We start from the raw sequence: 23,036 nt of genomic DNA, 5'->3' as shown, positions 1-23,036 counted from the left end.
TATGATATGTTTCATTGTTTCTAGTATACTGGCAATAACTCAGTTAATATAGAGTTAACATCCTCCATATTTAAAATGTTTTTGGCTAATGTTTGAAATCCAAAATATTTATATAAATATCTTAGTTTTTTTTCTTGAAATAATATCAATTATTTCATTGTTATATAGGAATAAATCACTCCGATCACAACTGCTATGGATTTCATTAATTTTATTTACTAATATTTTTGGGGTAATTATTTATTGGATTATTACTTTAAAAAAAAGGAGAAAAATATTCTGTTTTGATTTAAAGAAACAAAAGGTTATAAATAATGGTGATAACGCTAATTTTCCAAATGATATTTTAGCAGTATTAAAAAAGTATGATATAAAAGGTCATTCATATTATAAACAAGAATTCATTTATAATAATAAAATTGTTTATAAAAAATTATATAATCAAATTAAAGCAGCTCAAGAAAGTATATACATATGTTCTTATATTTTTTCTTTTGATAAATATAATACTCTACTAACTAGAAAATTATTAGATAAAGCTAAGGCAGGGGTCAAAGTTTATATAATTGTGGATGCTTTTGGATCAAATACTCTCTCATCAATTACAAATATATCAAGATTATTTTATTTAAAATATAAGAGGATAAATCTTAAGGTTTTTTCTCCTTTAACAAGAGGGTTGTTTTTGGGCAATATAAATCATAGGAATCATCGTAAGATGTATATTTTTGATAGAAAGATTACCTATATAGGCGGAGCAAATTTATCAAAGGATTTTTTATCTAGTGAAAAAGACGTTTGGCAAGACTCATTAATAAAGTTTGAAGGAAAGCTTTCAGGGTTTTATTCTAGATTGTTTATTTCAGATTGGAATTTTATTTCATCTAAAAAAATCGAGCAAAACTATACTATAGATAATTATAATGATTGTGAAGAGGCTCAATATGCTTATCCTATCCCATCTGGCCCAGATATAGTTAATCTGATAATATTGTGCTAAAGACGTGAGTAATAGCATCAGATAAATTATCAAAAGAATTATTTACTTTTCTTAAAATTCTTTTAAAATTGGCCCAAATTTTTTCTATAGGATTTAAATCAGGAGAATAAGCAGGAAGGTATAGTATCTGTATATCCAGTATACTCTAGCGGTGCTATAATCTTCTTTTCTAAATAGTTATAACCAGCAACTATACTTTTTCTCTGAGTTTGATAAGCAATAACTTCACCATAGCTAGGTTTACCAACAAGAGACCATCCTCTTAGTACAGACTGTTTATTATCCATACCCATTTCATCTAAATATACAAGTTTGTTAGGTTCAATAGTCTCAACAACCTCTATAAAACTTTGCCTATCTTGTTCTTTTCTTTGCTTATATTTAGGTGTCTTTTTTTAAAACTAAAACCAAGTCTGGTAAGACAATCATAAAATGTGCTTCTAGGTATTTCAGGAGCTAATGCTTCTCTAATATCTAAAGCCATTGCATCTGGATATGTTCTTAAGTAGCTTTCTATCGCTTCCTTATCTGTAAAGGTTGCTACTCTACCGCAACCCAAGCCTTGCTTAGATTTATAATCACCAGTTGTCTCGTATAAGTTTATCCAAGATCTAGTAGTACGGATATCTATATTAAAAAAATTACTTAGCTCTTTGTCTGTTAGGCCTTCTTTATATTTGGTTATTACGATATCTCTGAAATCTTGGCTATATGATGACATTTTTTCTAAATATTATAACATTATTGTCAAATAACTATCGGATTAACTATATCATATGGCCCTTGCTTTATAGAAATGAAATTTGATGGAACTACAGTGCATCGTTTTAGGCCTATTAATGGAAGACTTTTAGCATATGCTATTCACTATAAAGATTTATCTGGAGATGAAAAAGCTCTTGGTAAGCAAACAATAATATATGGAGGCAAGATTCCTGAGAGAGCATGTAAATATGAAATTTAATGAGTAAGTATTTAGATAAATACTAGGTTAATTAATTGTTTCTATATTATTAGGTTTTATCTATTGAATTGCGAGGTTGTTGTGTATATATTTTTTATAAAATAATATATACAACTATAGAGAAGAAATTTTGCGCGCTAAATCAATAATAATTTCTAGCCTTGGCAGTACTTTTGAGACTTTTGACTTTCATATATTTGGATTATTTGCTTTTCAAATATCTATGTCTTTATTACATAAGGAGTCTTTTAATAGCTCACTTATTTTGATTTTCACTATTTTTGGTGTTGGTTATTTTGCTAGGCCTTTAGGAGCTGTATTTTGGGGTAACCTTGGTGATAAATATGGGAGAAAATTACCATTTAAATGGACTGTGATATTAATAGGTATTTCTTCTTTGATTATTGCAATTTTGCCAAGCAGTAATGTTTTAGGAGTATTTACTCCTTTGATATTAGCAGCATGTCGTTTAATTCAAGGATTTTCTTTTGGTGGAGAGATAACCGCCGCTGTTCTATTAGTACATGAGCAACGTTCAGTTAGGAGGAATTTTTTTACTTCAATCGTTATTTTTTGTGCGACATCTGGTATGATTTTGGCATCAATAGTATATTATTTGCTAAGCCTTGTACTTTCAGCTGAACAGTTTTTTGAATATAGCTGGCGCCTAGCCTTTGCTTTTGGCGGTATCGCTGTATTGATTAGTTATTTTTGGCGATCTGCAATTGAAGAAACTTTAGTCACTGATGCTACAAATCAGCGAGGACTTGTTGTTGTAGAGCTTTTAAAGCAAAAATTAGGTACTTTATTGCGTTGTGTTTTAACTGTTACATCTTGTACAGTGTTTTTAGCGATGTTTATTATCTTTTTACCAGCTTATTGTCAAAAATGTCTAGGTTTTGATAAAGTTACTACATCGACATATGTGCTAGTAACTATAGTAACCTATTCGTTATCAGTTCTTGTAGGTGGTTATATTGCAGATAGAATTGGCAATAGAGCTACTCAAGCCTTAGGTATAGTTATGGCTGTGGTTATACTTATACCCTTAGCAATAGCTTTGATAGCAAAGCAGCCAATAGCATTATTCTTTATAGTGCCTTTTGCTTTTGCTAATGGCTTAATAAATGCTAATTATATGTGTGTAGTGCTAAATAGATTTAGTAAGTTCCAGAGGTTTAGTGGTTTAGCCATTACACAAAATATTTCAATGGCAATATTTACAGGACTTTTGCCAATACTGTTTGCTTATTTAGCCGTTGATTTAAGAATGCTTGCAGCACCATTCTATATTTTATTAGTGTTATATATTATTTCTTTATTTTCTTTATATGAGATTTAATTTTTTTAAATATTTACTAAATAAATATTGTTTAAAGAATTAAAAGTGTGTAAGGTAGTTTCTATAGCGCTGATTTATTTTCAAATTGCGGGCGCTTAATAAAACCTGCTAAAGCGAAGACATCTCTATTATCTCTAGTTTTGTTACCATCGTTTTAGTAAGGTGGCGGTTGTTGATATTAAATATCAAAACCTTTTAAAATTAACAAAACGATGGAGACTCAAAATGTCAAAGCAAACTTTAACTCAAAGACTTGATAAAGGCCCGGTAATATGTGCAGAAGGATTTCTATTTGAAATTGAACGTCGAGGCTATATGGCTTCGGGTGAATTTGTACCGATGGTTTCGTTAGAACATCCTGAAGTTTTAGAGAATTTACATCGCGAGTTTCAGCATGCTGGATCAGATATAGTTGAGGCTTTTACTTATAATGGACATAGAGAAAAGCTCAGAGTCATTGGCAAAGAGCATTTGCTAGAACCACTAAATAGAGAGGCTCTTAGAATAGCTAAGAAAGTTGCTGATACAACACCTAACGGTGTACAGCCAAATTTAATGGCAGGTAATATTTCCAATTCTAATATTTGGAATCAAGGTGATGCAGCATCCCAAAAAGAAGTAAAAAAAATGTTTAGTGAAATGGTTGGTTGGGCAGCTGAAGAAGGGGCTGATATTTTGATAGGTGAGACTTTTTATTATGCTGAAGAAGCATTTGCTGCATTAGAAATCATGCAAAAAACTGGCCTGCAAACTGTAGTCACTTTAGCTCCGATGGGTGAAAATAAAATGCGCGATGGTTGGTCAGTAATAGATACTTGCAAAGAGCTTGAGCAACGAGGAGCTAATGTAGTAGGGATGAACTGTTTTAGAGGTCCTCAAACGATGCTTCCTGATCTTGAGAAAATTCGAGAGGCAGTTAGTTGCCATGTCGCTGGTTTACCTATCCCCTATAGAACTACAGATAATCATCCAACCTTTTTTAACTTACCTGATAATAATGGTTGTGGCTGCCCATCGCCACATGGTAGGACATTTCCTACAGCATTAGATCCATTATTTTGTAATCGCTATGAAATTAGAGATTTTGCAGAAAAAGCTTATAAGCTAGGAATTAATTATCTGGGAGTATGTTGTGGTGCTAGCCCTATGTTAATTCGTGAAGTAGCTGATGCTGTGGGCTTAACTGTGCCAGCAAGTCAGTATAAAGAAAGAATGGAAAATCATTTTATGTATGGTAAAAATAAACGTACAGCTAAACATATGCAAGAATATGGAAATAAAGCTTAAAATAAAATAATAATTTAAAATCAAAGCGCTGATTTATTTCAAATTGCGGGCGCTTAATAAAACCTGCTAAAGCGGAAATTCAAAATATTGTTTTCATCGTTTTAGCAATTTTAAAATTATGGGAGCAAATAATGAGTATTATAAATTCTAGAATTGACACCTTAGCAGTTCACTCAGGTAATCCAGGAGATTTAGCGACAGGTGCTGTAACAACACCTATTTATACCTCATCAGTATATCGCCAGAAAAGTCCCGGTGGTGAGAAAACTTTTGAATATGGCAGAGTTGGAAATCCAACTAGGATTAAATATGAAGAGGCTGTTGCTGAATTAGAAGGTGCTAAAAAAGGTTTTGCCTTTGCTTCAGGAGTAGCAGCAATCAATGCTGTATTAGATACCTTAGAGATAAATAGCCATATAATAGCAGCTGATGCTTTATATGGAGGCACTTATAGATTGTTTGAAGAAATTAAAAAACGTTCTTCAGGTCTTCAAGCTACATATGTGGATTTAGGTAATTTTGATGTCTTGGAAAGTAAAATTCAAAAAAATACTAAAATGATATGGGTTGAGACACCATCTAACCCCTTGTTAAAAATAGTTAATTTAAAAAAACTTAGTGAATTTTGCAATAAATTTAAATTACTGCTAGTCGTGGATAATACCTTTGCGACTCCTTATAATTTAAGGCCTATTTCTTTTGGGGCAGATATAGTTATCCATTCGGCATCGAAATATATAAGTGGTCACTCAGATGTGATTAGTGGGATTGTGGTGGTAAAAGATGACGATAGTCTGATTGAAAATTTAGAACTTGTTCACCTGGCAGGTGGTGCAGTCTCTAGCCCTTTTGATAGTTTTTTAGCTACTAGAGGATTGAGGACGTTAGCATTGAGAATGAAGAAGCATAATTATAATGCTTTAAATATAGCAAAGTGGCTTGAACAGCATCCATTAGTTAAAAAAATATATTATCCAGGGTTAGAAAGTAGTCTAGATTATCAACTTGCAAAACAGCAAATGAGAGGTTTTGGCGGTGTTCTAAGTTTAGAGCTAAAAGGAGGTGATAGCATAGCTAAAGTTTTTTTAGAAAATCTAAAACTATTTGCTATAACTGTCAGTGCAGGAGGAGTTGAAAGTTTATCATCTATTCCAGCATTAATGTCTCATTCATCTATCCCTAAAGAAGTTAGGCTTAAACAAGGGTTGTCAGATGGTTTAATAAGGTTGTCTATTGGTATAGAGGATGTAGATGATTTGAAAGAGGATATCCAACAAGCATTCTTGGTATCAACTGCTAAATCGGAGGATTTGGATGAGGTCATCTCATATAACCAAGCAGTCTAAATATCCAAAGGGAATGTTTTTTTATTTATAACTGGTCTATGGGAGAGATTTAGCTACTATGGGATAACTGCATTGTTGATTCTATATTTATTTAGGTTTTTCAATATGTCAGATGCTAGAGCATACCTTATATATGGAGCTTATGCATCTATGGTGTATGGGACACCAATTATTGGAGGAATAATTGCTGATAAATATATTGGCCAGTATCGATCCATTATAATAGGAGCTATTTTAATAGCTTTGGGACATTTTGTGATGATTATTCCTAATGCACAAAATCTATATTTTTTTATAGGATTGAGTTTAGTTATAGTGGGAACAGGCTTATTTAAACCTAGCATAGGTGCGATAACAGGCACATTGTTTGAAAAAGCTAATCATATTAGAAATCAAGGATTTACATTGTTATATGTAGGGATGAATATAGGAACTATAGTTGCACCTATAGTGTGTTCATATATAGCTATAACTATTAGTTGGAATCTTGCCTTTGGTGTGGCAGGTATAGGGATGTTAATAGGTTTAGCTATATTTATATTGGCTTTATGTTGTTTAGTTTTATTTATTTTTGTGCTGCTGAAATATCCTCTATGGGCAGGCAGGGCTTTATATTTGATGGGAATGATAACTTTAGTACTGATTTTTTTCTTTATCAGACAGTCAAATAATATTGATATAGTTAATCTGATAATATTGTGCTAAAGACGTGAGTAATAGCATCAGATAAATTATCAAAAGAATTATTTACTTTTCTTAAAATTCTTTTAAAATTGGCCCAAATTTTTTCTATAGGATTTAAATCAGGAGAATAAGCAGGAAGGTATAGTATCTGTATATCAAACTTCTCTGCTATTTTAGCCAATTTAGGAGACTTATGAAAACTAGCATTATCCATAACAACAGTAGTCTTTGGAATTAACTCAGGATATAAATGCTCTTCAAACCACTGATTAAAAATTTGAGTATCTGTATATCCAGTATACTCTAGCGGTGCTATAATCTTCTTTTCTAAATAGTTATAACCAGCAACTATACTTTTTCTCTGAGTTTGATAAGCAATAACTTCACCATAGCTAGGTTTACCAACAAGAGACCATCCTCTTAGTACAGACTGTTTATTATCCATACCCATTTCATCTAAATATACAAGTTTGTTAGGTTCAATAGTCTCAACAACCTCTATAAAACTTTGCCTATCTTGTTCTTTTCTTTGCTTATATTTAGGTGTCTTTTTTTAAAACTAAAACCAAGTCTGTTAAGACAATCATAAAATGTGCTTCTAGGTATTTCAGGAGCTAATGCTTCTCTAATATCTAAAGCCATTGCATCTGGATATGTTCTTAAGTAGCTTTCTATCGCTTCCTTATCTGTAAAGGTTGCTACTCTACCGCAACCCAAGCCTTGCTTAGATTTATAATCACCAGTTGTCTCGTATAAGTTTATCCAAGATCTAGTAGTACGGATATCTATATTAAAAAAATTACTTAGCTCTTTGTCTGTTAGGCCTTCTTTATATTTAGTTATTACGATATCTCTGAAATCTTGGCTATATGATGACATTTTTTCTAAATATTATAACATTATTGTCAAATAACTATCGGATTAACTATAGAAGCCGAATATATATAACAGTAACTTTAACCTTCTTTTATATGTTGTTTATGATTCTTTTGCAACAAAGTGGGGGAATGATGAATGTTTTTACTGATCGAAACGTTGATAAAATAATATTTGGATTTAATATTCCTATCAGCGCTTTTCAATCAGTGGAGCCATTTTTCATAATTTTTTTTGGGCCTATTTATACGTATTTAGGAAGACGGTTTCAGGTTAATTCGCATATTTATCCAACTAAATTTGCCATAGGGCTTTTGGTAATGAGTTTTTCATTTTTGATTCTAGTTATAGCTATTCCACTAACAGCAAAAAATGGGATTATTTCATCATGGTGGATAAATTTAAGCTATTTGTTTCAAGCTTTAGGAGAATTATTTATTGGGCCTATAGGTTTAGCTATGATTAGTGTGGTAGCACCAAAAAAGGTTATAGGCTTCTTTATGGGGGTATGGGTTTTAAGTTCAGCATTTGCTAATTTTTTGGCAGCTAGTTTTGGAGCATTGATAAGTGGAAATAAGGAGGGTGTGTTGTCACCAGTTGAGACTATAAATATTTATTCTAAAGCCTTTGGGTATTTTACTTTATTGGGGGTGATAGCTGCTTTAGTTTTATTTATTTTATCACCATATTTAAATAAAAAACTCCAAACCTTAATTGTTCAAAATTAAACATAGATAATTTATTTTAGGCTTATCATTGATTTTTTGCTATAATATTGTGATTAAATTTTATCTATTAACTTTATAAAAACTTTCAAAAGGTTATTTTAAATGAGAACACATTATAGTTCAGATATCAATGAGAAATTAGAGAATCAAAGAGTTACAGTTTGTGGTTGGGTACATCGTCGCCGTGACCATGGAGGAGTTATCTTTTTGGATATAAGAGATAGAACAGGCTTAGTGCAATTGGTTTTCAATCCAGAGAATGCTAATTTTGCTGTTGCAGATAGCGTAAGGTCGGAGTTTGTGATTAAAGCCGATGGTCTAGTAAATTTGAGACCGGAAGGTCAAGAAAATAATAATCTTGCTAGTGGTAAGGTTGAAATAATTGGTGATACTATTGAGGTAATCAATAAATCTAAGACGATTCCTTTTCAGTTAGATGATTTCCAAGCTACAGGTGAAGATATTAAGCTTAAGTATCGGTACATAGATCTACGTCGTCCAGAAATGCAAAATAAACTTATTACGCGTTCAAAAGCGATTAGATATGTACGTAATTTTTTAGATGATAATGGGTTTTTAGATATTGAAACTCCATTTTTAACGAAAGCTACACCAGAAGGTGCTAGAGACTATCTAGTACCAAGTCGTAACTTCAATGGCAAGTTTTATGCACTTCCACAGTCACCACAGTTATTTAAGCAGCTTTTAATGGTTTCTGGTTTTGATAGATACTATCAAATTGTTAAATGTTTCCGTGATGAAGATTTAAGAGCAGATAGACAGCCAGAATTTACCCAGATAGATATCGAAGCTTCATTTGTTGATGAAAAATATATTATGTCGACAATGGAGACTATGGTTGCAGGGCTTTTTAAAGAGACTATAGGTGTAGAATTTGACACACCTTTTCAGGTAATGAGTTTTGCTGATGTTATGGATAAATATGGTTCAGATAAGCCTGACCTGAGGATTCCTCTTAGATTTGTGAATATCAAAGAAGATATGAAGAATGAAGAATTTAAAGTATTTTCTGGGCCAGCTAATGATGCTGGTTCTCGCGTGATAGCGATGAGAATTCCAAATGGTAATGAAAAACTTAGCCGTAAAAAAATTGATGAATATACTAAATTTGTTGGTATTTATGGTGCTAGAGGTTTGGCTTATATTAAAATAAATTCTTTATCCGAAGGTAAAGATGGTTTGCAATCACCAATTGTGAAGAATATTTCAGAAGAAACTCTTTTTAAAGTGATTGAGAAAACAGGTGCTAAAGAAGGTGACTTGCTATTCTTTGGCGCAGCTAAAACTAAGGTTGTCAATGATTCTATGGGTGCTTTGCGTGCTAAGATTGGTGAAGATCTTGAAATTTTTGATAAAAAGTGGGCACCACTTTGGGTTGTTGATTTTCCGATGTTTGAGAAAGCAGATGGCAGGCTATATGCAATGCATCACCCATTTACAGCACCTAAAATAAGTTCAGTTACTGAGCTTGATAGTAACCCAGAAAACTTAGGTTCAAGAGCTTATGATATGGTTATTAATGGTTACGAAGTTGGTGGTGGATCTATCCGTATTCATCAGCAAGAGATTCAAGCAAAAGTATTTAATCTTTTAGGCATTTCCGATGCAGAAGCTCAAGAGAAGTTTGGTTTTATGTTAGATGCATTATCTTATGGTACACCTGTCCATGGTGGTATAGCATTTGGTGTGGATAGGCTTATTATGTTGCTTACAGGCACTACAAATATCCGTGATGTAATAGCATTTCCTAAAACTCAAACGGCCAGCTGTTTGATGACAGAAGCACCATCTAATGTTTCCTTAGAGCAATTAAATGAGCTTGGTATTATGGTGAAAAAAGAAAAGGAAGAAAAGTAATTAACTAATTATTTTCTAAACTAGATTTGAAAATGTATTTGTTTTTTATCTTTGTCCAATGTGAGCCTGGTTTATCTATATATTGAAAATAATCATTAGTAAATGCACCTTGTACACATGTTTCGCGACTATATCTGAAAGTCGTATTTTGGTCATTCATTATCTTTTCCATAACTCCAGGACCTGTTAAATACCATACACCCAGATCTGAGTTATTCTCCTCAATATTTTTAAGTATAATATCTATATATTCTTTTATTTTTGAATTATTTGAAGAAGCTGCAAAAAAGTAGTTAGTAAAATAAAGTTGTTTGGCTTTTATAAACATTTCAGTTTTATTTTTTAAAAATTTCTCAGGTCTAGTAACAAGACAGCCATCCATATCAATATATATTCCGCCATGTTCATATATAGTAAGCAATCGCCAAAGATCGGCTTTTGCTGCTCCTACAGTTAATTTTTGATATGCTATTAATGCGTATGGATGATTTTTTGAAATATATTCTTCAGCAGCCTTATTATCCATGAATCTATATTCATAACGAGGAGCCATTAATCTATTAAAGAGATAGTTTACATATAAAGGTAAAGCTACTTTGTCCGTAAAATTTGTTTGCCATATAATTCTTGGTATAGGAGCTTTTTTTTTGGCTTTTACTAAAGGTTTTCTATAGCTGGGAAGAGTAAATCTTTTATTTGGAAAAATTTTGTGAAAAGGCACAGAAGTAAGTTTAATTAGGTTTCCCAAAACTCTAATTGAACGACTACGTATAATATCTATTTTTATCATCGAAATTAAGGTATTGAATGTTATAATTTTTACCATTATAACATCCGAACTTTTTTTATGTTATTTGAAAGTGGCAATTTAAAAAATACTTTAGTTATCTTTAAATCAAAACCAGCAAAAATTATTGATAATCTAGATAAAAAAATAGAAATAGAAACATTAGATGGTAAGAAAATAAAATTACCACCCAAAAATGTTCAATTTTTAATTCAATCAAAGTTTGATTTTGAGCTTTGTGATTTAAAACAAATAGATATCCCTGATCTTGAATTAACTTGGGAGTTATTACAAGATCAAGATAAAACCTCAGTCAAAGAGTTGTGTGAGCTTTTATTTGAATCAGAAGATGTTAATCAAGCATATACCGTTTGGCTTTTAGTTTCTGAGGGGGAGTATTTTAGTTTTGATGAGAATTTTACAATACAGATTCATTCATTAGAGCAGAAACAGCTTATAACTAAAGAGAAAAAAGAAAAAGCAAAGAAAGAACTGGAGCTTAAAAATTTTATTGAGCGTTTAAATCATAAAGAATATATTAAAGATGATGAAAAGTTTCTAAAAGAGATTGAGGCTTTAGCAACTCTCAAGAGCTCTAAATGTAGGTTTTTTAGATATTTGAGTATGGATGAGTCTGAAAATAGTGCACATAAATTGTTATTGGATATAGGTTATTGGGATGAATATAGTAATCCTCATTTATATCGTTATGGAGCAGAATTAGAAAGTAATCCTACTGAATTTAAATATAATTGTGAATCTGATAATTTAAGGATTGATTTAACGCATTTAGAAGCTTATGCAATTGATGATGAAGGAAGCAATGATCCTGATGATGCTATTAGTTGGGATGCTGAACGAAATAAGATGTGGGTGCATATTGCAGACCCTTCATCAAGTATTGATTTTGGTGATGATGTTGATTTAGAGGCTAGAGCAAGAGGATCAAATTTATATATACCAGAAAAAATAGTTGCGATGTTGCCTCTAGCAGCTACTGAGTGTTTGGGGCTTGGATTGACTGATATATCATCAGCACTATCTGTTGGTTTTTCAGTAAATGAGCAGGGAGATATTAAAGATATAGAAATTTGCTTTAGCAAAATAAAAGTAAAGAGATATTCTTATGAGTTTGCAGAAAATAATTTAAATTTAGGAGCTATAGTAGAGTATGCTAAATTTTTTACTCAAAAACGTATAGAAAATGGGGCTGTTGAGCTTGAATTCCCTGAGTTAAAGATAAATCTTGATGAGAATAGAAATATAGAATTGATAGATCTGCCAAAATTAGGTTCTCGAACACTTGTCAGAGATACCATGCTTATGGCTGGAGTTGCAGTGGGCCAATTTTGTATTGAGAATGATATTATAGTTCCTTTTTCGACACAGCCACAGCATGAGTTAATAAAAGAAGAGTTGGAGCAATTAAATTCAATTACAGATATGTTTGCTATTCGTAAGAAATTGCAAAGGGGAAAATATTCATCTCAACCAAGTATTCATGCAGGGATAGGACTTGAAACATATGTGCAAGTTACTAGTCCATTAAGAAGATATCTTGATTTACTTGTTCATTATCAACTTAGGAATTTTTTAATGAAGAAACCTCTTTTAGAAGCAGAAGAGGTTGATAATATAATTGCTCAGGTTGAAATTCCTATAAAAACAAATAGGCTAACAGAGAGGTTTTCCAATTCTCACTGGAAATTGGTTTATTTAATGCAAAATCTTAATTTAGAGTTTGAAGCAATTGTAATAGAAAAATTAGAAAAAAACAGATTGATTGTTTCTATTGCAGATCTGGCAATGACAAAAAAAATATCAGTAAGTGATAAATATGAATGTAATGATACTTTAACTCTTCGAAATACTTCTATAAACCTTGTAACACAAGAAGCTTTTTTTAAAGTTTTTGAATAAATTAACCATGTTTTAACAATAAATACACAGTTTTATCCACAAGCTTTTAAAAAAATAACCGCTTAATATATTTAAATATTTTTTAAATAAAAAGTATTGGTATTAAAGTGTTTCAGAGCTATTTCATGCTTTATGAGATGTTGAGTATTAGTTTTCATAACAAAGTCATCATATATGTATAAACAGGTTTATCCACAAATACTGATAATATTTGCTATTTAGACTTGTATTAATTGAAATAAAAAGAATAGGTTTATTTTTGTATTCTTTAGTGGTTAATAAACAAGACAAACTAATGTATCATTCTAGTTAGGATTATAAGAAAATAAAATTTCATGGATTACGAACTAGTTGAATCAGTAAACGATGCTAGATATTGCGTCATTTGGTTGCATGGTTTAGGTGCTGATGGGCATGATTTTGTTAATATAACTGAGAATTTTGACACATTATTAGCAAAAACACGTTTTGTTTTTCCACATGCTGATGTAATACCTGTCACCATAAATATGGGTATGCAAATGCGTGCATGGTATGATATTAAATCATTAGATACGGATAGCTTAAATAGAGTTGTTGATGTGGTTGGTATAAAGAATTCTATCAATAAACTTAATGAACTTATTGATATACAAGTCCAGCAAGGGGTAGCAAGTGAGAATATTATTTTAGCAGGTTTTTCTCAAGGTGGGGTGATTGCAACATACACGGCTATTACATCAAAGCGTAAATTGGGTGGAGTATTGGCTTTATCAACATATTTGCCTGCATGGGATAGTTTTAAAGAAGAAATCACTACTATAAATGTACCGATGCCAATATTAGTATGTCATGGAACTCATGATCAGGTTTTACCAGAAGCTTTAGGCCAAGATCTTACTAATAAATTAATAAAATGTGGATTTAATGCTGAATATAAGTGTTATAGTGGTATGCAACATTCTGTATGCTTAGAAGAAATAGAAGATATTTCTAATTTTATTACAATGACTTTTAATATATGAAAAAAATAACAATAGCAAGTAGAGAAAGTAAACTTGCATTATGGCAAACAGATTTTGTTAAAAACAGGATAGAGCGTGAATTAAAAATTCTTTGTGAAATTTCTACAATGAAAACACAGGGGGATATTATTTTAGATAAGCCTTTGAATAAAGTAGGAGGGAAAGCTCTTTTTATGAAAGAACTAGAGATTGCTATGCAAAATGATAGGGCTCATATTGCAGTACATTCTTTAAAAGATGTTCCATATCAGTTACCAGCAGGTTTTTGTTTAGCAAGCTTTATGTCAAGAGAAGATCCCCGAGATGCTTTAGTTTCAAATAAATATAGATCTATAGATGAGTTGCCTCAGGGAGCTATTGTTGGCACATCTAGTTTAAGAAGAAAATCCCAAATTCTGAATTATAGAAAAGATTTAATTATAAAAGATTTACGTGGTAATGTTCAAACTAGATTATCTAAGCTTGATACTGGAGAATATGATGCAATTATTTTAGCAGCAGCAGGACTGATACGTCTAGAACTTCGTGATAGGATAGCTCAGTTTATCCCAATAGAGATATCTTTGCCTGCTGTTGGACAAGGAATTGTTGTTATAGAAATTTTAGCAGAAAAAACAGAGCTTCTTGATAAATTACAGAGTTTGAATTGTCATAAAAGCTTTATTGCTGCAAGTGCTGAGAGAGCTTTTAATGAAGAGCTAAAAGGAGGATGCCATGTTGCTATTGGCGCTTATGCTGAGATAAGAGAAGACCAAAATATAAGATTGACTGCATTAGTTGCAAGTAGTAATGGCCAAAAAATCTTAAAGAAAGATGCGGTTGGTGTTGATCCAATAAATCTTGGTAAATCATTGGCGCAAGATTTTATAAAGCTTGGAGCATATAAAATATTGGAGGCTTAAATGGGTATTTTATTACTATTAGTTGGTGTTGGCGGTGGTTTAGGAGCTATGTCGAGATTTATAGTTACACAGGCTACAGCAGATATCTCTAAACAAATCCCTCTAGGTATTTTACTTTGCAATGTCCTAGGATCTTTTGCTATTGGTGGCATAGCTGCTTTTTTGATTAAAACTAATTTTTTTAATGAAGAAGTATCTACATATATGAGATCTTTATTTGTGACAGGATTTTTGGGAGGGTTTACAACTTTTTCTAGCTTTAGTTTAGATATTCTAAATCTCTTGCAAAGAGGTGAAATATTTATAGCATTAGGGTATATTTTAATAAGTGTAACGGTTTCGTTATTAGCAGTTATCTTAGGTTTTTATTTGATAATGGGAGTATATAGGTGAATAAGAAACTTATTGGTTTTATTCTAATTATAACCTTGGGTATTACAGGGTGCATTCCATTTTTAGGTGGTAATTTTGTTGCTAGAGATAATCGGTTTGGCTCAAGTGGGGGTGTTCATCTCCTTGAGATGCAACAGGGTATTACGGTTAAAGAGCTATATAATGCAATAAAGGGAGCTATAAGGAAACATCCAAAAGAATTTATTATTAAAGGCGATGATTTCGGTAATAAGAAATCAATTGTATGGGTGTTTTCAAATAAATTTGAGAGAGCTGTAACTTTTGAGGCAGTTAAAAGAAATAATAATGTTTATTTAGGTGTTAATATTGGCCTAAATACGAATGATGAAGAGAGTATGCAAAAAGTATATTACCTCGAGGATCTTGTTTTAGATAATTTGATAAAAAAATAGTAAGTAAATATTAAGATTCTTTTTCAACTTTAAATGTTGTGCCACAGTATGGGCAAGTATTTGTTTTCTTATCCTTAAGGTCTATGTATACCCTTGGGTGTAAATTCCAGTTTTCATGATATTTTGTTGGACATGAAACTCTCTCATTTTGATGAACTTTAATAATTTTTTGCTCTTTTTTCATTTTTTTTATATGGCAAATTCCCAATGGCTAAAGTTTAGCAAAAATATTATTAAATTAATAATACAAAAATAAATATAAATAATTTATACTAAAGGCGTTATCGAAAAAACCAAGGGTTTTGGCATATGAAAAGGTTATATAATGCCAGTATGTCAGCAAAGGTTTCTCGCACTAAGTGGGATATTTTAGCTTTATCAATCATACTTTTAATATTGAGCATATTTGTATGGTCTACTTCTAGGCTTGGTGGAGCCGTTGATTATACTAATCAAATAAGTGTAGAGAAATATTCAGAAGTTTCGCTAAACTTGTGGCTTTTGCCTTATTATACAGCAGAAACAACTATCCGAATGTTTATGGGGTTGGGGATATCTCTATTAGTTACGTTTATTTTTGGTGCATGGGCAGCTAAAAGTAAGAGGGCTGAGAGTATTATTATACCTACAGTAGATATATTGCAATCTATACCTATTTTAGGGTTTTTTGCTATTACTGTTTCAGGGTTTCTATTGCTGTTCCCAAACTCTTTGTGGGGAGCTCAGTCGGCTGTGATATTCGGAATAATTACAGCTCAAGCATGGAATATGATTCTGAGTTTTTATCAATCATTAAAGACTGTTCCAAAAGAATTAAAAGAAGCTGCTGATATGTATCAGTTATCAGCATGGCAAAAATTTTGGAAGCTAGAAGTTCCATTTTCTATGCCTGGACTTGTATGGAACACGATGATGTCAATGTCTGCATCATGGTTTATGATAGTTGCTTCTGAGACTATAGTGGTTAATTTTAGTGCATCACAGTCAACACCTATAAACTTGCAAGGTATAGGTTCGTTTATAGATGCAGCTAACAATGCTAGAAACTTTAGTGCTGTTGGTGCTGCTATATTAACTATGCTGATTACGATTATACTTTATGATCAGCTTCTATTTAGACCATTAGTAGCATGGTCTGAGAAATTTGTGTTAGGTGAAAATCAATCAGAAGTTTATAGTAAATCATGGTTTTTACGGATATTACAAAATTCTGTTGCTATTAAATTTATATCTAGAGCATTTGGTAAATTTACAACAGCTGTAATCAATATTAAATTCTTTAAAAAGGATCTTAATAAAGTTTATAATCAAAAAAAACATAGAAAACAAGAAAAACAAGAGACTGGTTTTCAAAAAATTTTCTGGACAATATTCACTACTATAATTGTTTTAGCATTATGTTATTTTGCATGTCAAGCAGTGTTTGGCTCAGGTTCTAAGATAAAACTCTCAGAGACTATAAATATTTTTGGCTACGGTTTATTAACAGGTCTTAGGGTAGTCGTATTAATTGTAGTAACCTCTATAATTTGGGTGCCAATAGGTGTATGGATAGGTATGCGTCCTAAGATAGCTCAGAAAGTTCAACCATATGCTCAAATGGCTGCAGCATTTCCAGTTAATGTTTTATATGGGATTTTTGGTACACTGGTTATAACGTTTAACCTTAATTTTAATATTTGGTGTATTTTGTTGATGGCACTAGGTACTCAGTGGTACATATTATTTAATGTGATTGCTGGAGCATCGGCTATACCAGATGAATTAAAGCTTGCTGCAAAAAATATGCAACTAAAAGGTCTTATAAAATGGAAAAAATATTTAGTTCCAGCCGTTATGCCATATTATGTGACTGGAGCAATTACGGCTGCAGGAGGTGCTTGGAATGCGAGTATTGTATGTGAATATATTAACTGGGGTAAGCATTCAATAATCAAAGCTACAGGTTTGGGAAGCTATATTACAGAATATACTAACATACAAGGCGATCATACATCAAATGTTCTCTTAGGTGTAATAGTGATGTGTATTTTAGTTGTAGCTTCAAATAAATTATTTTGGCGTAGACTTTATAACTATGCAGAAAATCGCTTTAGCATGAATATGTAGGGCGTAGGAGATTCTTTATAAATGAGTAAAAAAATATTTACAGTAGAAAAAATTACTAAAGATTTTAATATCAAGGGTGGCCATTCTCTTAAAGTTTTGGATAACATTGACTTTACACTACATGAGGGAGAGATTGTTGCATTATTAGGTAAATCAGGATCTGGTAAGTCGACCTTACTTAGGATTATAGCAGGGTTATTAAACCCTTCATCTGGGGAAGTTCTTTACCGTGGTAAAAAAGTTTCAGCTCCAGTACCAGATATTTCGATGGTATTTCAAAGTTTTGCTTTGATGCCTTGGTTAACGGTTTTGCAAAATGTTGAGCTTGGTCTAGAGGCTAGAAATATTAACGTGCAAGAGCGTAAGAAAAGAGCCTTAAAAGCTATTGATATGGTTGGATTAGATGGTTTTGAAAACGCTTATCCAAAAGAGCTCTCAGGTGGGATGAAGCAACGTGTCGGTTTTGCAAGAGCGCTAGTGTTAGAGCCAGATGTTTTACTTATGGATGAACCTTTTTCCGCTCTAGATATTCTTACGGCTGAAAACCTTAGGGAAGACCTACTTGACCTATGGGAAAATAATGATGCAATGAAAGGGATTTTATATGTCACTCATAGTATTGAAGAAGCTGTTTTAACTGCTGATAGAATCATTGTGTTTGGAAGTAATCCAGGCTTTATTCGTGGTGAATTAAGAGTTAATATACCTCATCCTAGAAGCTCACAAGATCCGTTAGTTGCTGATTTAGTTGATCAGGTGTATCGTATGATGACTACAGCTCAGACTAAAGAGCTTACAGAGCGTATGAATAAGAAAACTGCAATGTCTATTGGCTATCGTTTACCAGATGTTGATATTTCAGAAATGAATGGTCTTCTTGATGAAATGGCAGAAATAAAAGATGTAGAGGCTGTGGATTTACCCCAGCTTGCTGATGATTTACACCTTGATATTGATGATCTATTTCCTATTATTGAGATTTTATCTATTCTTAGATTTGCAGAGGTTTCTGATGGTGATATAAAGATGACTGCTGTAGGTCGTAAATTTATTGATTCGAATATAGATGATAGAAAATTTATCTTTGGGAGATTATTTTTGAAATATATTCCCTTAGCTCGTCATGTTGTCAAAGTTCTTAATGAAAGAGAAACTCAATCAGCTCCAAGAAGTAGATTTTTAGCTGAACTTGATGATTATTATCCAGTTAACATTGCTGAGAGAGTTTTTGATACATTTATTGATTGGGCGCGTTATGCTGAGCTTATCTATTATGATGCTAATACGGGTATCATCTCATTAGATGAAAATGCTTCTGAATATATTAAAAAGATGTAGCCTTATCCATAATATAATTAGATTGATAAAAAAATTAATTTCAGATAATATCTAAGACTCTTAGGTTATAAAAATTAGGCATTAGTTTGGATAGCAGTAGTATAGAACTATTTATGCACTCTTCTAATTATATTTCGCTAACTGCGGGATTGATCTTGCTTTTTTCAATTGTTTCTCAATATTTGTCTTGGAGATTAAAGCTTCCTTCAATCTTATTCCTGATTCTAAGTGGTATTATTTTAGGCCCACTTTCCGAGGCTATTTTTAATGGTTTAAAGCTTGTCGATGGTGAGATAATTTTTGGTCAGGCATTATCTCCCTTTGTATCAATATGTGTGGCTATAATCCTTTTTGAAGGGAGTTTATCTCTTAATTTCAGTAAAGTTAAAAATGTAAGTAGTATAGTTATTTTGCTTATTACACTTGGTTTAGGGTTAACTATCATTTTCACAGCAGCATTTTGCTACTATGTGGTTGGTTTAAATATAGAGCTGTCAATGTTGATAGGGGGTATTACGTGTGTGAGTGGACCTACTGTTGTACCACCATTGATGAGAACAGTTAGGCCTAAAAGACATGTTGCAAGTATTTTAAAATGGGAATCAATAATAGTAGACCCTATAGGTGCTCTTATTGTTGTTTTTATGCTTTCATGGTTTGTTATTGGTGATAATTTTGCTGGTGATCCTCATGGGTCAGGTCTTTTTATAGCTTATATGCTATTTGTTTGTATTTTAGGAGTAAGTTCAGGGTTTGTTTTTGGTTATTTGATAGGTCTAAGCTTTAGGAGGCATTATATACCCGAATATCTAAAAAGTTTTTTTGTATTAGCAGTGATTGTTGTAGGCTTTATTATTACTGACGCTATGATGCATGGTGCAGGGTTATTAATGGTTACAGTAGCTGGTCTAGTTATGGCAAATATGAAAGATATCAGGATGTCAGATATTGTCTCATTTAAAGAAAACTTGAGTATTGTAATTATTTCTGTCCTTTTTATTGTATTAGGGGCCGAAATAGATTTTAGTTTATTTAAAGACTATTGGTTGGCATTAATAGAAATCTTTTTATTTTTACAGTTCATTTTACGTCCGGCTGTTGTATTTTTATGTTCAATTAAATCTAAAACAACTTATGCAGAAAGAGTTGTGATGGGTATGATTTATCCAAGAGGGATTGTGGCGGCATCTGTAGCAGCCTTAGTAGCAGTAAAAATTACTAAATCCCACCCGGAATTGTATGCAGAGGCAAATACATTAGTCTTTTTTGTATTTATGATAATTGTTTTTACTGTGGTATTTCAAAGTATATTTACCCCGTTTATTTCAAAAGCATTGGATGTTTCAGAACCTGAGGGTAAAGGATTTCTTATCATTGGAGGTAATAGGTTTGCACGTGAGTTAGCTGATGTATTGGCCAAAAATGACATAGAAGTAATTATTACAGATTCTTCGTGGGGAAATGTGCAAAAATGTCGACAGCTTGGACTAAATACATACTATGGTAGTCCAGTTTCAATACATGCTGATTGGAGTATGAGTTTAGTTGGGATTGGTACAATGCTGGGTTTATCAACTAGTGAATATGTAAATGCTGTATCAGCTATGAAATATAAGTATGAGTTTGGATCAAATAATATTTATGTTTTAAGAACCGCGCAAAAAGAGAGCTATAAAGGGATTGGTTCTATTGAAACAAACCTCGCAACCTTATTGTTTGATGAGGAAGTTGATTTTAATCTTCTATTAGAGAGGTTAAATCAAGGAGCAAGGATTAAAAATACTAATATTACTCCTAATTATTCTTTAGATAGATTTTTTATTGACAATATTGATGCGATTCCATTATTTATAATCGATGAAAATGGTTATGCTCAACCATTTAATAAAAATAAAAAAATTAAGCTAGAAACCTATGGTCTGATATCATTAAGAGATGATAGTAATAAGAGTAAGGATCAGCTATGTCTAGATGTATAAGAAGTTTTAATGGGAAGAATCCTAAAATTACTGATTCTGTGTATGTAGATGAGTCAGCAGCAGTTATTGGAGACGTTATTCTTAAGGAAGATTCATCCATATGGCCTCAAGTAAGTGTTAGAGGTGATTTATTAACAATATCAATTGGTATGAATACTAATGTTCAAGATTGTAGTACTTTGCATACTACTGAGTATCCTAAAGGCTCTGGTAAAGGATTTGCCTTAACTATTGGTGACGGAGTGACAATTGGCCATGGTGTCGTGCTTCATGGTTGTGAAGTTAAGGATAATTGTTTAATAGGGATGGGATCTATAATTCTAGATGGAGCAATTGTTGAGCCATGGGTTTTTTTGGGGGCAGGGAGTTTAGTGCCACCAGGTAAAACTCTTGAATCAGGCTTTATGTATATAGGCTCACCTGTCAAAAAAATTAGACCAATTAGTGATCATGAGAGACAAATAATAAAAGAGAATGCGGAGCATTATGTTAAAGTTAAAAATATATATAAAGCAGAGCTTTAAATCTTTAGTAATTTTGTTTCTCGTAAGTTTAATAGTATCCTGTGCAATAACAGAAGCTAATATAACTACTATAGCTAAGCAGTCTAAATTTAAACAATCAATAGTTAAGCAACAGCTACTTAAGTTAAAGAACTGGCAAATCAGTGGAGTAATGGGAATTATTTATAATGATAAGGCTGAGTCAGCTAGTTATACATATAGTCAAAATGCAGATAAATTTAAGATTAAGCTTTATGGACCTCTAGGTATTGGAGGTGTTGAGATAGAGGGAGATTCTAATCAAGTTAGCCTTGAAAATAGTAAAGGGGAGAGGATTGAAGCTAAAGATGCTAAAGCATTGATGCTTAATCAGTTAGGTTGGTATGTTCCAATAGAAGGTTTAAAGTTTTGGGTAAAAGCAATAGCTATACCAAATGTTAAAAATTATTATAAATTAAATGATAATAATCTTGTTGAACAATTATCACAAAATGGTTGGAATATCTCTTACAAAAGATATAAATTGGTTGATAATAAATATCCTTTACCTTCAAGTATAAGAATGTCGAGAGATAATTTAACCATAAAAATTGTTATTAAATCATGGCAAATATAGAAAAAGTTAAAAAATATAATAGTTATGCAAAGATAAATTTATTTTTGCACATTTTAAATAAACGCGACGATGGATATCATAATCTTCAATCATGGTTTACTTTTTTGAATTTAAAAGATAATTTAACTTTTAGTTTTAATACTTCTAAACAAGTAAATATTTCAAGTAATTTAGAGATTGCACCACAGCAGGATAACTTAATATATAAGGCAGTTAAAAAATTTCAGCAAAGTTATAGTGTGCAAGGTATTGGTGTTGATATTGATGTTGTAAAAAATATCCCTATGGGGGCTGGTTTAGGTGGAGGTAGCTCAAATGCTGCTACAACACTTATTGCGATGAGAGATAGATATTTACCTAATTTATCAAATCAAGCGATGCTCCCACTGGCAGTTGAATTAGGAGCTGATGTGCCAATATTTTTATACGGCAGATCTGCTTGGGCTGAAGGTATAGGTGAGATATTATATCCCAAAGATTTCCCACAGCAATTTGTACTATTAGTTAAACCAGATGTTCATATAAGCACTAAAGAATTTTTTGGAAGTGAAAATCTTATTAAAACTACTGCTCTGCTATCTAAAGATTTAAGCTTCGATAAGAGTATTATGCACAATGATTTTGAAAATGTTTTTTCTACAAAATATGCAGATATTTATGATCAGCTTAAGTCATTAGATTCGGGTTTTAAAATGACAGGAACAGGATCTTGTTTTTATCTTCTTTCGATAGATGAGTCTAAACTGCAACAACTTGCAAGAAAAATTGATAAATCTCTTGACAAATGGCTGGTTAAAACATTAAACTATGCCTACTAACTTTTTGGTTAGTTCTATAACTGGGCTATCGCCAAGCGGTAAGGCAACGGGTTTTGATCCCGTCATGCGCAGGTTCGAATCCTGCTAGCCCAGCCATAAAATTATGTTATACTTTAAATTATTCTTATTTTAAGATACTCTGTTTATAG

At 32.0% G+C, this 23,036-nt stretch carries 22 protein-coding genes, 1 tRNA gene and 1 pseudogene; 20 read left to right on the top strand and 4 right to left on the bottom strand.

Annotated elements, in window-relative coordinates:
* Positions 1 to 88: 88 nt before the first annotated feature.
* Entirely contained in the window at positions 89 to 1,000 is a 912-nt protein-coding gene (locus tag ACR0PV_RS09930) for a phospholipase D-like domain-containing protein (protein WP_488172909.1), read from the top strand.
* Here ACR0PV_RS09930 and ACR0PV_RS09925 read toward each other — a convergent pair.
* A pseudogene (locus ACR0PV_RS09925) lies at positions 978 to 1,721 on the bottom strand (transposase). The gene ACR0PV_RS09930 and the pseudogene ACR0PV_RS09925 overlap by 23 nt on opposite strands.
* Positions 1,722 to 1,796: 75 nt before the next feature.
* Here ACR0PV_RS09925 and ACR0PV_RS09920 point away from each other — a divergent pair.
* The 5 genes from ACR0PV_RS09920 to ACR0PV_RS09900 all read left to right on the top strand — a co-directional run bounded on the left by ACR0PV_RS09920 (position 1,797) and on the right by ACR0PV_RS09900 (position 6,644).
* Entirely contained in the window at positions 1,797 to 1,964 is a 168-nt protein-coding gene (locus tag ACR0PV_RS09920; RefSeq protein WP_488172908.1) for a hypothetical protein, read from the top strand.
* Positions 1,965 to 2,094: 130 nt separating this feature from the next.
* Positions 2,095 to 3,306, top strand: a complete 1,212-nt coding sequence (locus ACR0PV_RS09915) for an MFS transporter (protein WP_488172907.1) — start codon at positions 2,095 to 2,097, stop codon at positions 3,304 to 3,306.
* A 225-nt stretch (positions 3,307 to 3,531) separates the two neighbouring features.
* Positions 3,532 to 4,593, top strand: a complete 1,062-nt coding sequence (locus tag ACR0PV_RS09910) for a homocysteine S-methyltransferase family protein (protein ID WP_488172906.1) — start codon at positions 3,532 to 3,534, stop codon at positions 4,591 to 4,593.
* A 131-nt stretch (positions 4,594 to 4,724) separates the two neighbouring features.
* Positions 4,725 to 5,939 (top strand): trans-sulfuration enzyme family protein, encoded by a 1,215-nt coding sequence (locus ACR0PV_RS09905; protein WP_488172905.1) that lies wholly within the window; start codon positions 4,725 to 4,727, stop codon positions 5,937 to 5,939.
* On the top strand, positions 5,940 to 6,644 hold the full coding sequence (locus ACR0PV_RS09900; protein ID WP_488173997.1) for an oligopeptide:H+ symporter: 705 nt from the start codon (positions 5,940 to 5,942) through the stop codon (positions 6,642 to 6,644).
* Here ACR0PV_RS09900 and ACR0PV_RS09895 read toward each other — a convergent pair.
* Positions 6,622 to 7,502 (bottom strand): IS630 family transposase gene (locus ACR0PV_RS09895; protein WP_488172904.1). Its coding sequence is split into 2 segments (ribosomal slippage): positions 6,622 to 7,178 and positions 7,178 to 7,502, totalling 882 coding nucleotides; the frame shifts between segments, so codons are not numbered across the junction. The two genes, ACR0PV_RS09900 and ACR0PV_RS09895, sit on opposite strands and share 23 nt — an antisense overlap.
* On the opposite strand from ACR0PV_RS09895, the gene ACR0PV_RS09890 reads away from it, so the two are divergent.
* Positions 7,493 to 8,227, top strand: a complete 735-nt coding sequence (locus ACR0PV_RS09890; RefSeq protein ID WP_488172903.1) for a POT-type proton-dependent oligopeptide transporter — start codon at positions 7,493 to 7,495, stop codon at positions 8,225 to 8,227. The genes ACR0PV_RS09895 and ACR0PV_RS09890 overlap by 10 nt on opposite strands.
* 102 nt (positions 8,228 to 8,329) lie before the next feature.
* The gene (gene aspS / locus ACR0PV_RS09885) at positions 8,330 to 10,105 is read left to right on the top strand and encodes an aspartate--tRNA ligase (protein WP_488172902.1); all 1,776 of its coding nucleotides are present in this window, start codon (positions 8,330 to 8,332) and stop codon (positions 10,103 to 10,105) included.
* 4 nt (positions 10,106 to 10,109) lie between these two features.
* Here aspS and ACR0PV_RS09880 read toward each other — a convergent pair whose 3' ends face one another.
* A complete protein-coding gene (locus ACR0PV_RS09880) occupies positions 10,110 to 10,895 on the bottom strand; it encodes a glycosyltransferase family 32 protein (RefSeq protein WP_488172901.1) in 786 nt (261 codons plus the stop codon).
* A 57-nt stretch (positions 10,896 to 10,952) separates the two neighbouring features.
* On the opposite strand from ACR0PV_RS09880, the gene ACR0PV_RS09875 reads away from it, so the two are divergent.
* The 5 genes from ACR0PV_RS09875 to ACR0PV_RS09855 all read left to right on the top strand — a co-directional run bounded on the left by ACR0PV_RS09875 (position 10,953) and on the right by ACR0PV_RS09855 (position 15,524).
* Positions 10,953 to 12,812, top strand: a complete 1,860-nt coding sequence (locus ACR0PV_RS09875; protein WP_488172900.1) for a ribonuclease catalytic domain-containing protein — start codon at positions 10,953 to 10,955, stop codon at positions 12,810 to 12,812.
* Between the two features lie 335 nt (positions 12,813 to 13,147).
* On the top strand, positions 13,148 to 13,816 hold the full coding sequence (locus ACR0PV_RS09870; protein ID WP_488172899.1) for a dienelactone hydrolase family protein: 669 nt from the start codon (positions 13,148 to 13,150) through the stop codon (positions 13,814 to 13,816).
* The gene (hemC, locus tag ACR0PV_RS09865) at positions 13,813 to 14,718 is read left to right on the top strand and encodes a hydroxymethylbilane synthase (RefSeq protein WP_488172898.1); all 906 of its coding nucleotides are present in this window, start codon (positions 13,813 to 13,815) and stop codon (positions 14,716 to 14,718) included. Before ACR0PV_RS09870 ends, hemC begins: the two co-directional genes overlap by 4 nt.
* Positions 14,719 to 15,111, top strand: a complete 393-nt coding sequence (crcB, locus tag ACR0PV_RS09860; RefSeq protein ID WP_488172897.1) for a fluoride efflux transporter CrcB — start codon at positions 14,719 to 14,721, stop codon at positions 15,109 to 15,111. It abuts the gene before it with no gap.
* On the top strand, positions 15,108 to 15,524 hold the full coding sequence (locus ACR0PV_RS09855) for a hypothetical protein (protein WP_488172896.1): 417 nt from the start codon (positions 15,108 to 15,110) through the stop codon (positions 15,522 to 15,524). Before crcB ends, ACR0PV_RS09855 begins: the two co-directional genes overlap by 4 nt.
* A 10-nt stretch (positions 15,525 to 15,534) precedes the next feature.
* Here the strand turns inward: ACR0PV_RS09855 and ACR0PV_RS09850 are convergent, their stop codons facing one another.
* On the bottom strand, positions 15,535 to 15,708 hold the full coding sequence (locus ACR0PV_RS09850; RefSeq protein WP_488172895.1) for a zinc-finger domain-containing protein: 174 nt from the start codon (positions 15,706 to 15,708) through the stop codon (positions 15,535 to 15,537).
* Positions 15,709 to 15,833: 125 nt separating this feature from the next.
* Between ACR0PV_RS09850 and ACR0PV_RS09845 the strand changes: the two genes are divergently transcribed.
* The 7 genes from ACR0PV_RS09845 (at position 15,834) to ACR0PV_RS09815 (ending at position 22,983) form a co-directional block, all read left to right on the top strand.
* Complete coding sequence (locus ACR0PV_RS09845) at positions 15,834 to 17,633, top strand: ABC transporter permease (protein ID WP_488172894.1); 1,800 nt, start codon at positions 15,834 to 15,836, stop codon at positions 17,631 to 17,633.
* A 21-nt stretch (positions 17,634 to 17,654) separates the two neighbouring features.
* Entirely contained in the window at positions 17,655 to 18,971 is a 1,317-nt protein-coding gene (locus tag ACR0PV_RS09840) for an ABC transporter ATP-binding protein (protein ID WP_488172893.1), read from the top strand.
* A gap of 113 nt (positions 18,972 to 19,084) precedes the next feature.
* Positions 19,085 to 20,950: a cation:proton antiporter gene (locus tag ACR0PV_RS09835; protein ID WP_488172892.1), complete on the top strand. Its 1,866-nt coding sequence runs from the start codon at positions 19,085 to 19,087 to the stop codon at positions 20,948 to 20,950.
* The gene (locus tag ACR0PV_RS09830; RefSeq protein WP_488172891.1) at positions 20,935 to 21,474 is read left to right on the top strand and encodes a gamma carbonic anhydrase family protein; all 540 of its coding nucleotides are present in this window, start codon (positions 20,935 to 20,937) and stop codon (positions 21,472 to 21,474) included. The genes ACR0PV_RS09835 and ACR0PV_RS09830 overlap by 16 nt, the downstream gene beginning before the upstream one ends.
* On the top strand, positions 21,425 to 22,069 hold the full coding sequence (lolB, locus tag ACR0PV_RS09825; RefSeq protein WP_488172890.1) for a lipoprotein insertase outer membrane protein LolB: 645 nt from the start codon (positions 21,425 to 21,427) through the stop codon (positions 22,067 to 22,069). Before ACR0PV_RS09830 ends, lolB begins: the two co-directional genes overlap by 50 nt.
* Positions 22,057 to 22,887: a 4-(cytidine 5'-diphospho)-2-C-methyl-D-erythritol kinase gene (gene ispE / locus ACR0PV_RS09820; RefSeq protein ID WP_488172889.1), complete on the top strand. Its 831-nt coding sequence runs from the start codon at positions 22,057 to 22,059 to the stop codon at positions 22,885 to 22,887. Before lolB ends, ispE begins: the two co-directional genes overlap by 13 nt.
* Positions 22,888 to 22,908: 21 nt before the next feature.
* Positions 22,909 to 22,983: transfer RNA gene (locus ACR0PV_RS09815), tRNA-Gln, on the top strand.
* Positions 22,984 to 23,036: the final 53 nt, after the last annotated feature.

The sequence above is a fragment of the Francisella sp. AG1 genome, assembly GCF_057683165.1.
This window is presented reverse-complemented; position numbering and strand designations above follow the sequence as displayed.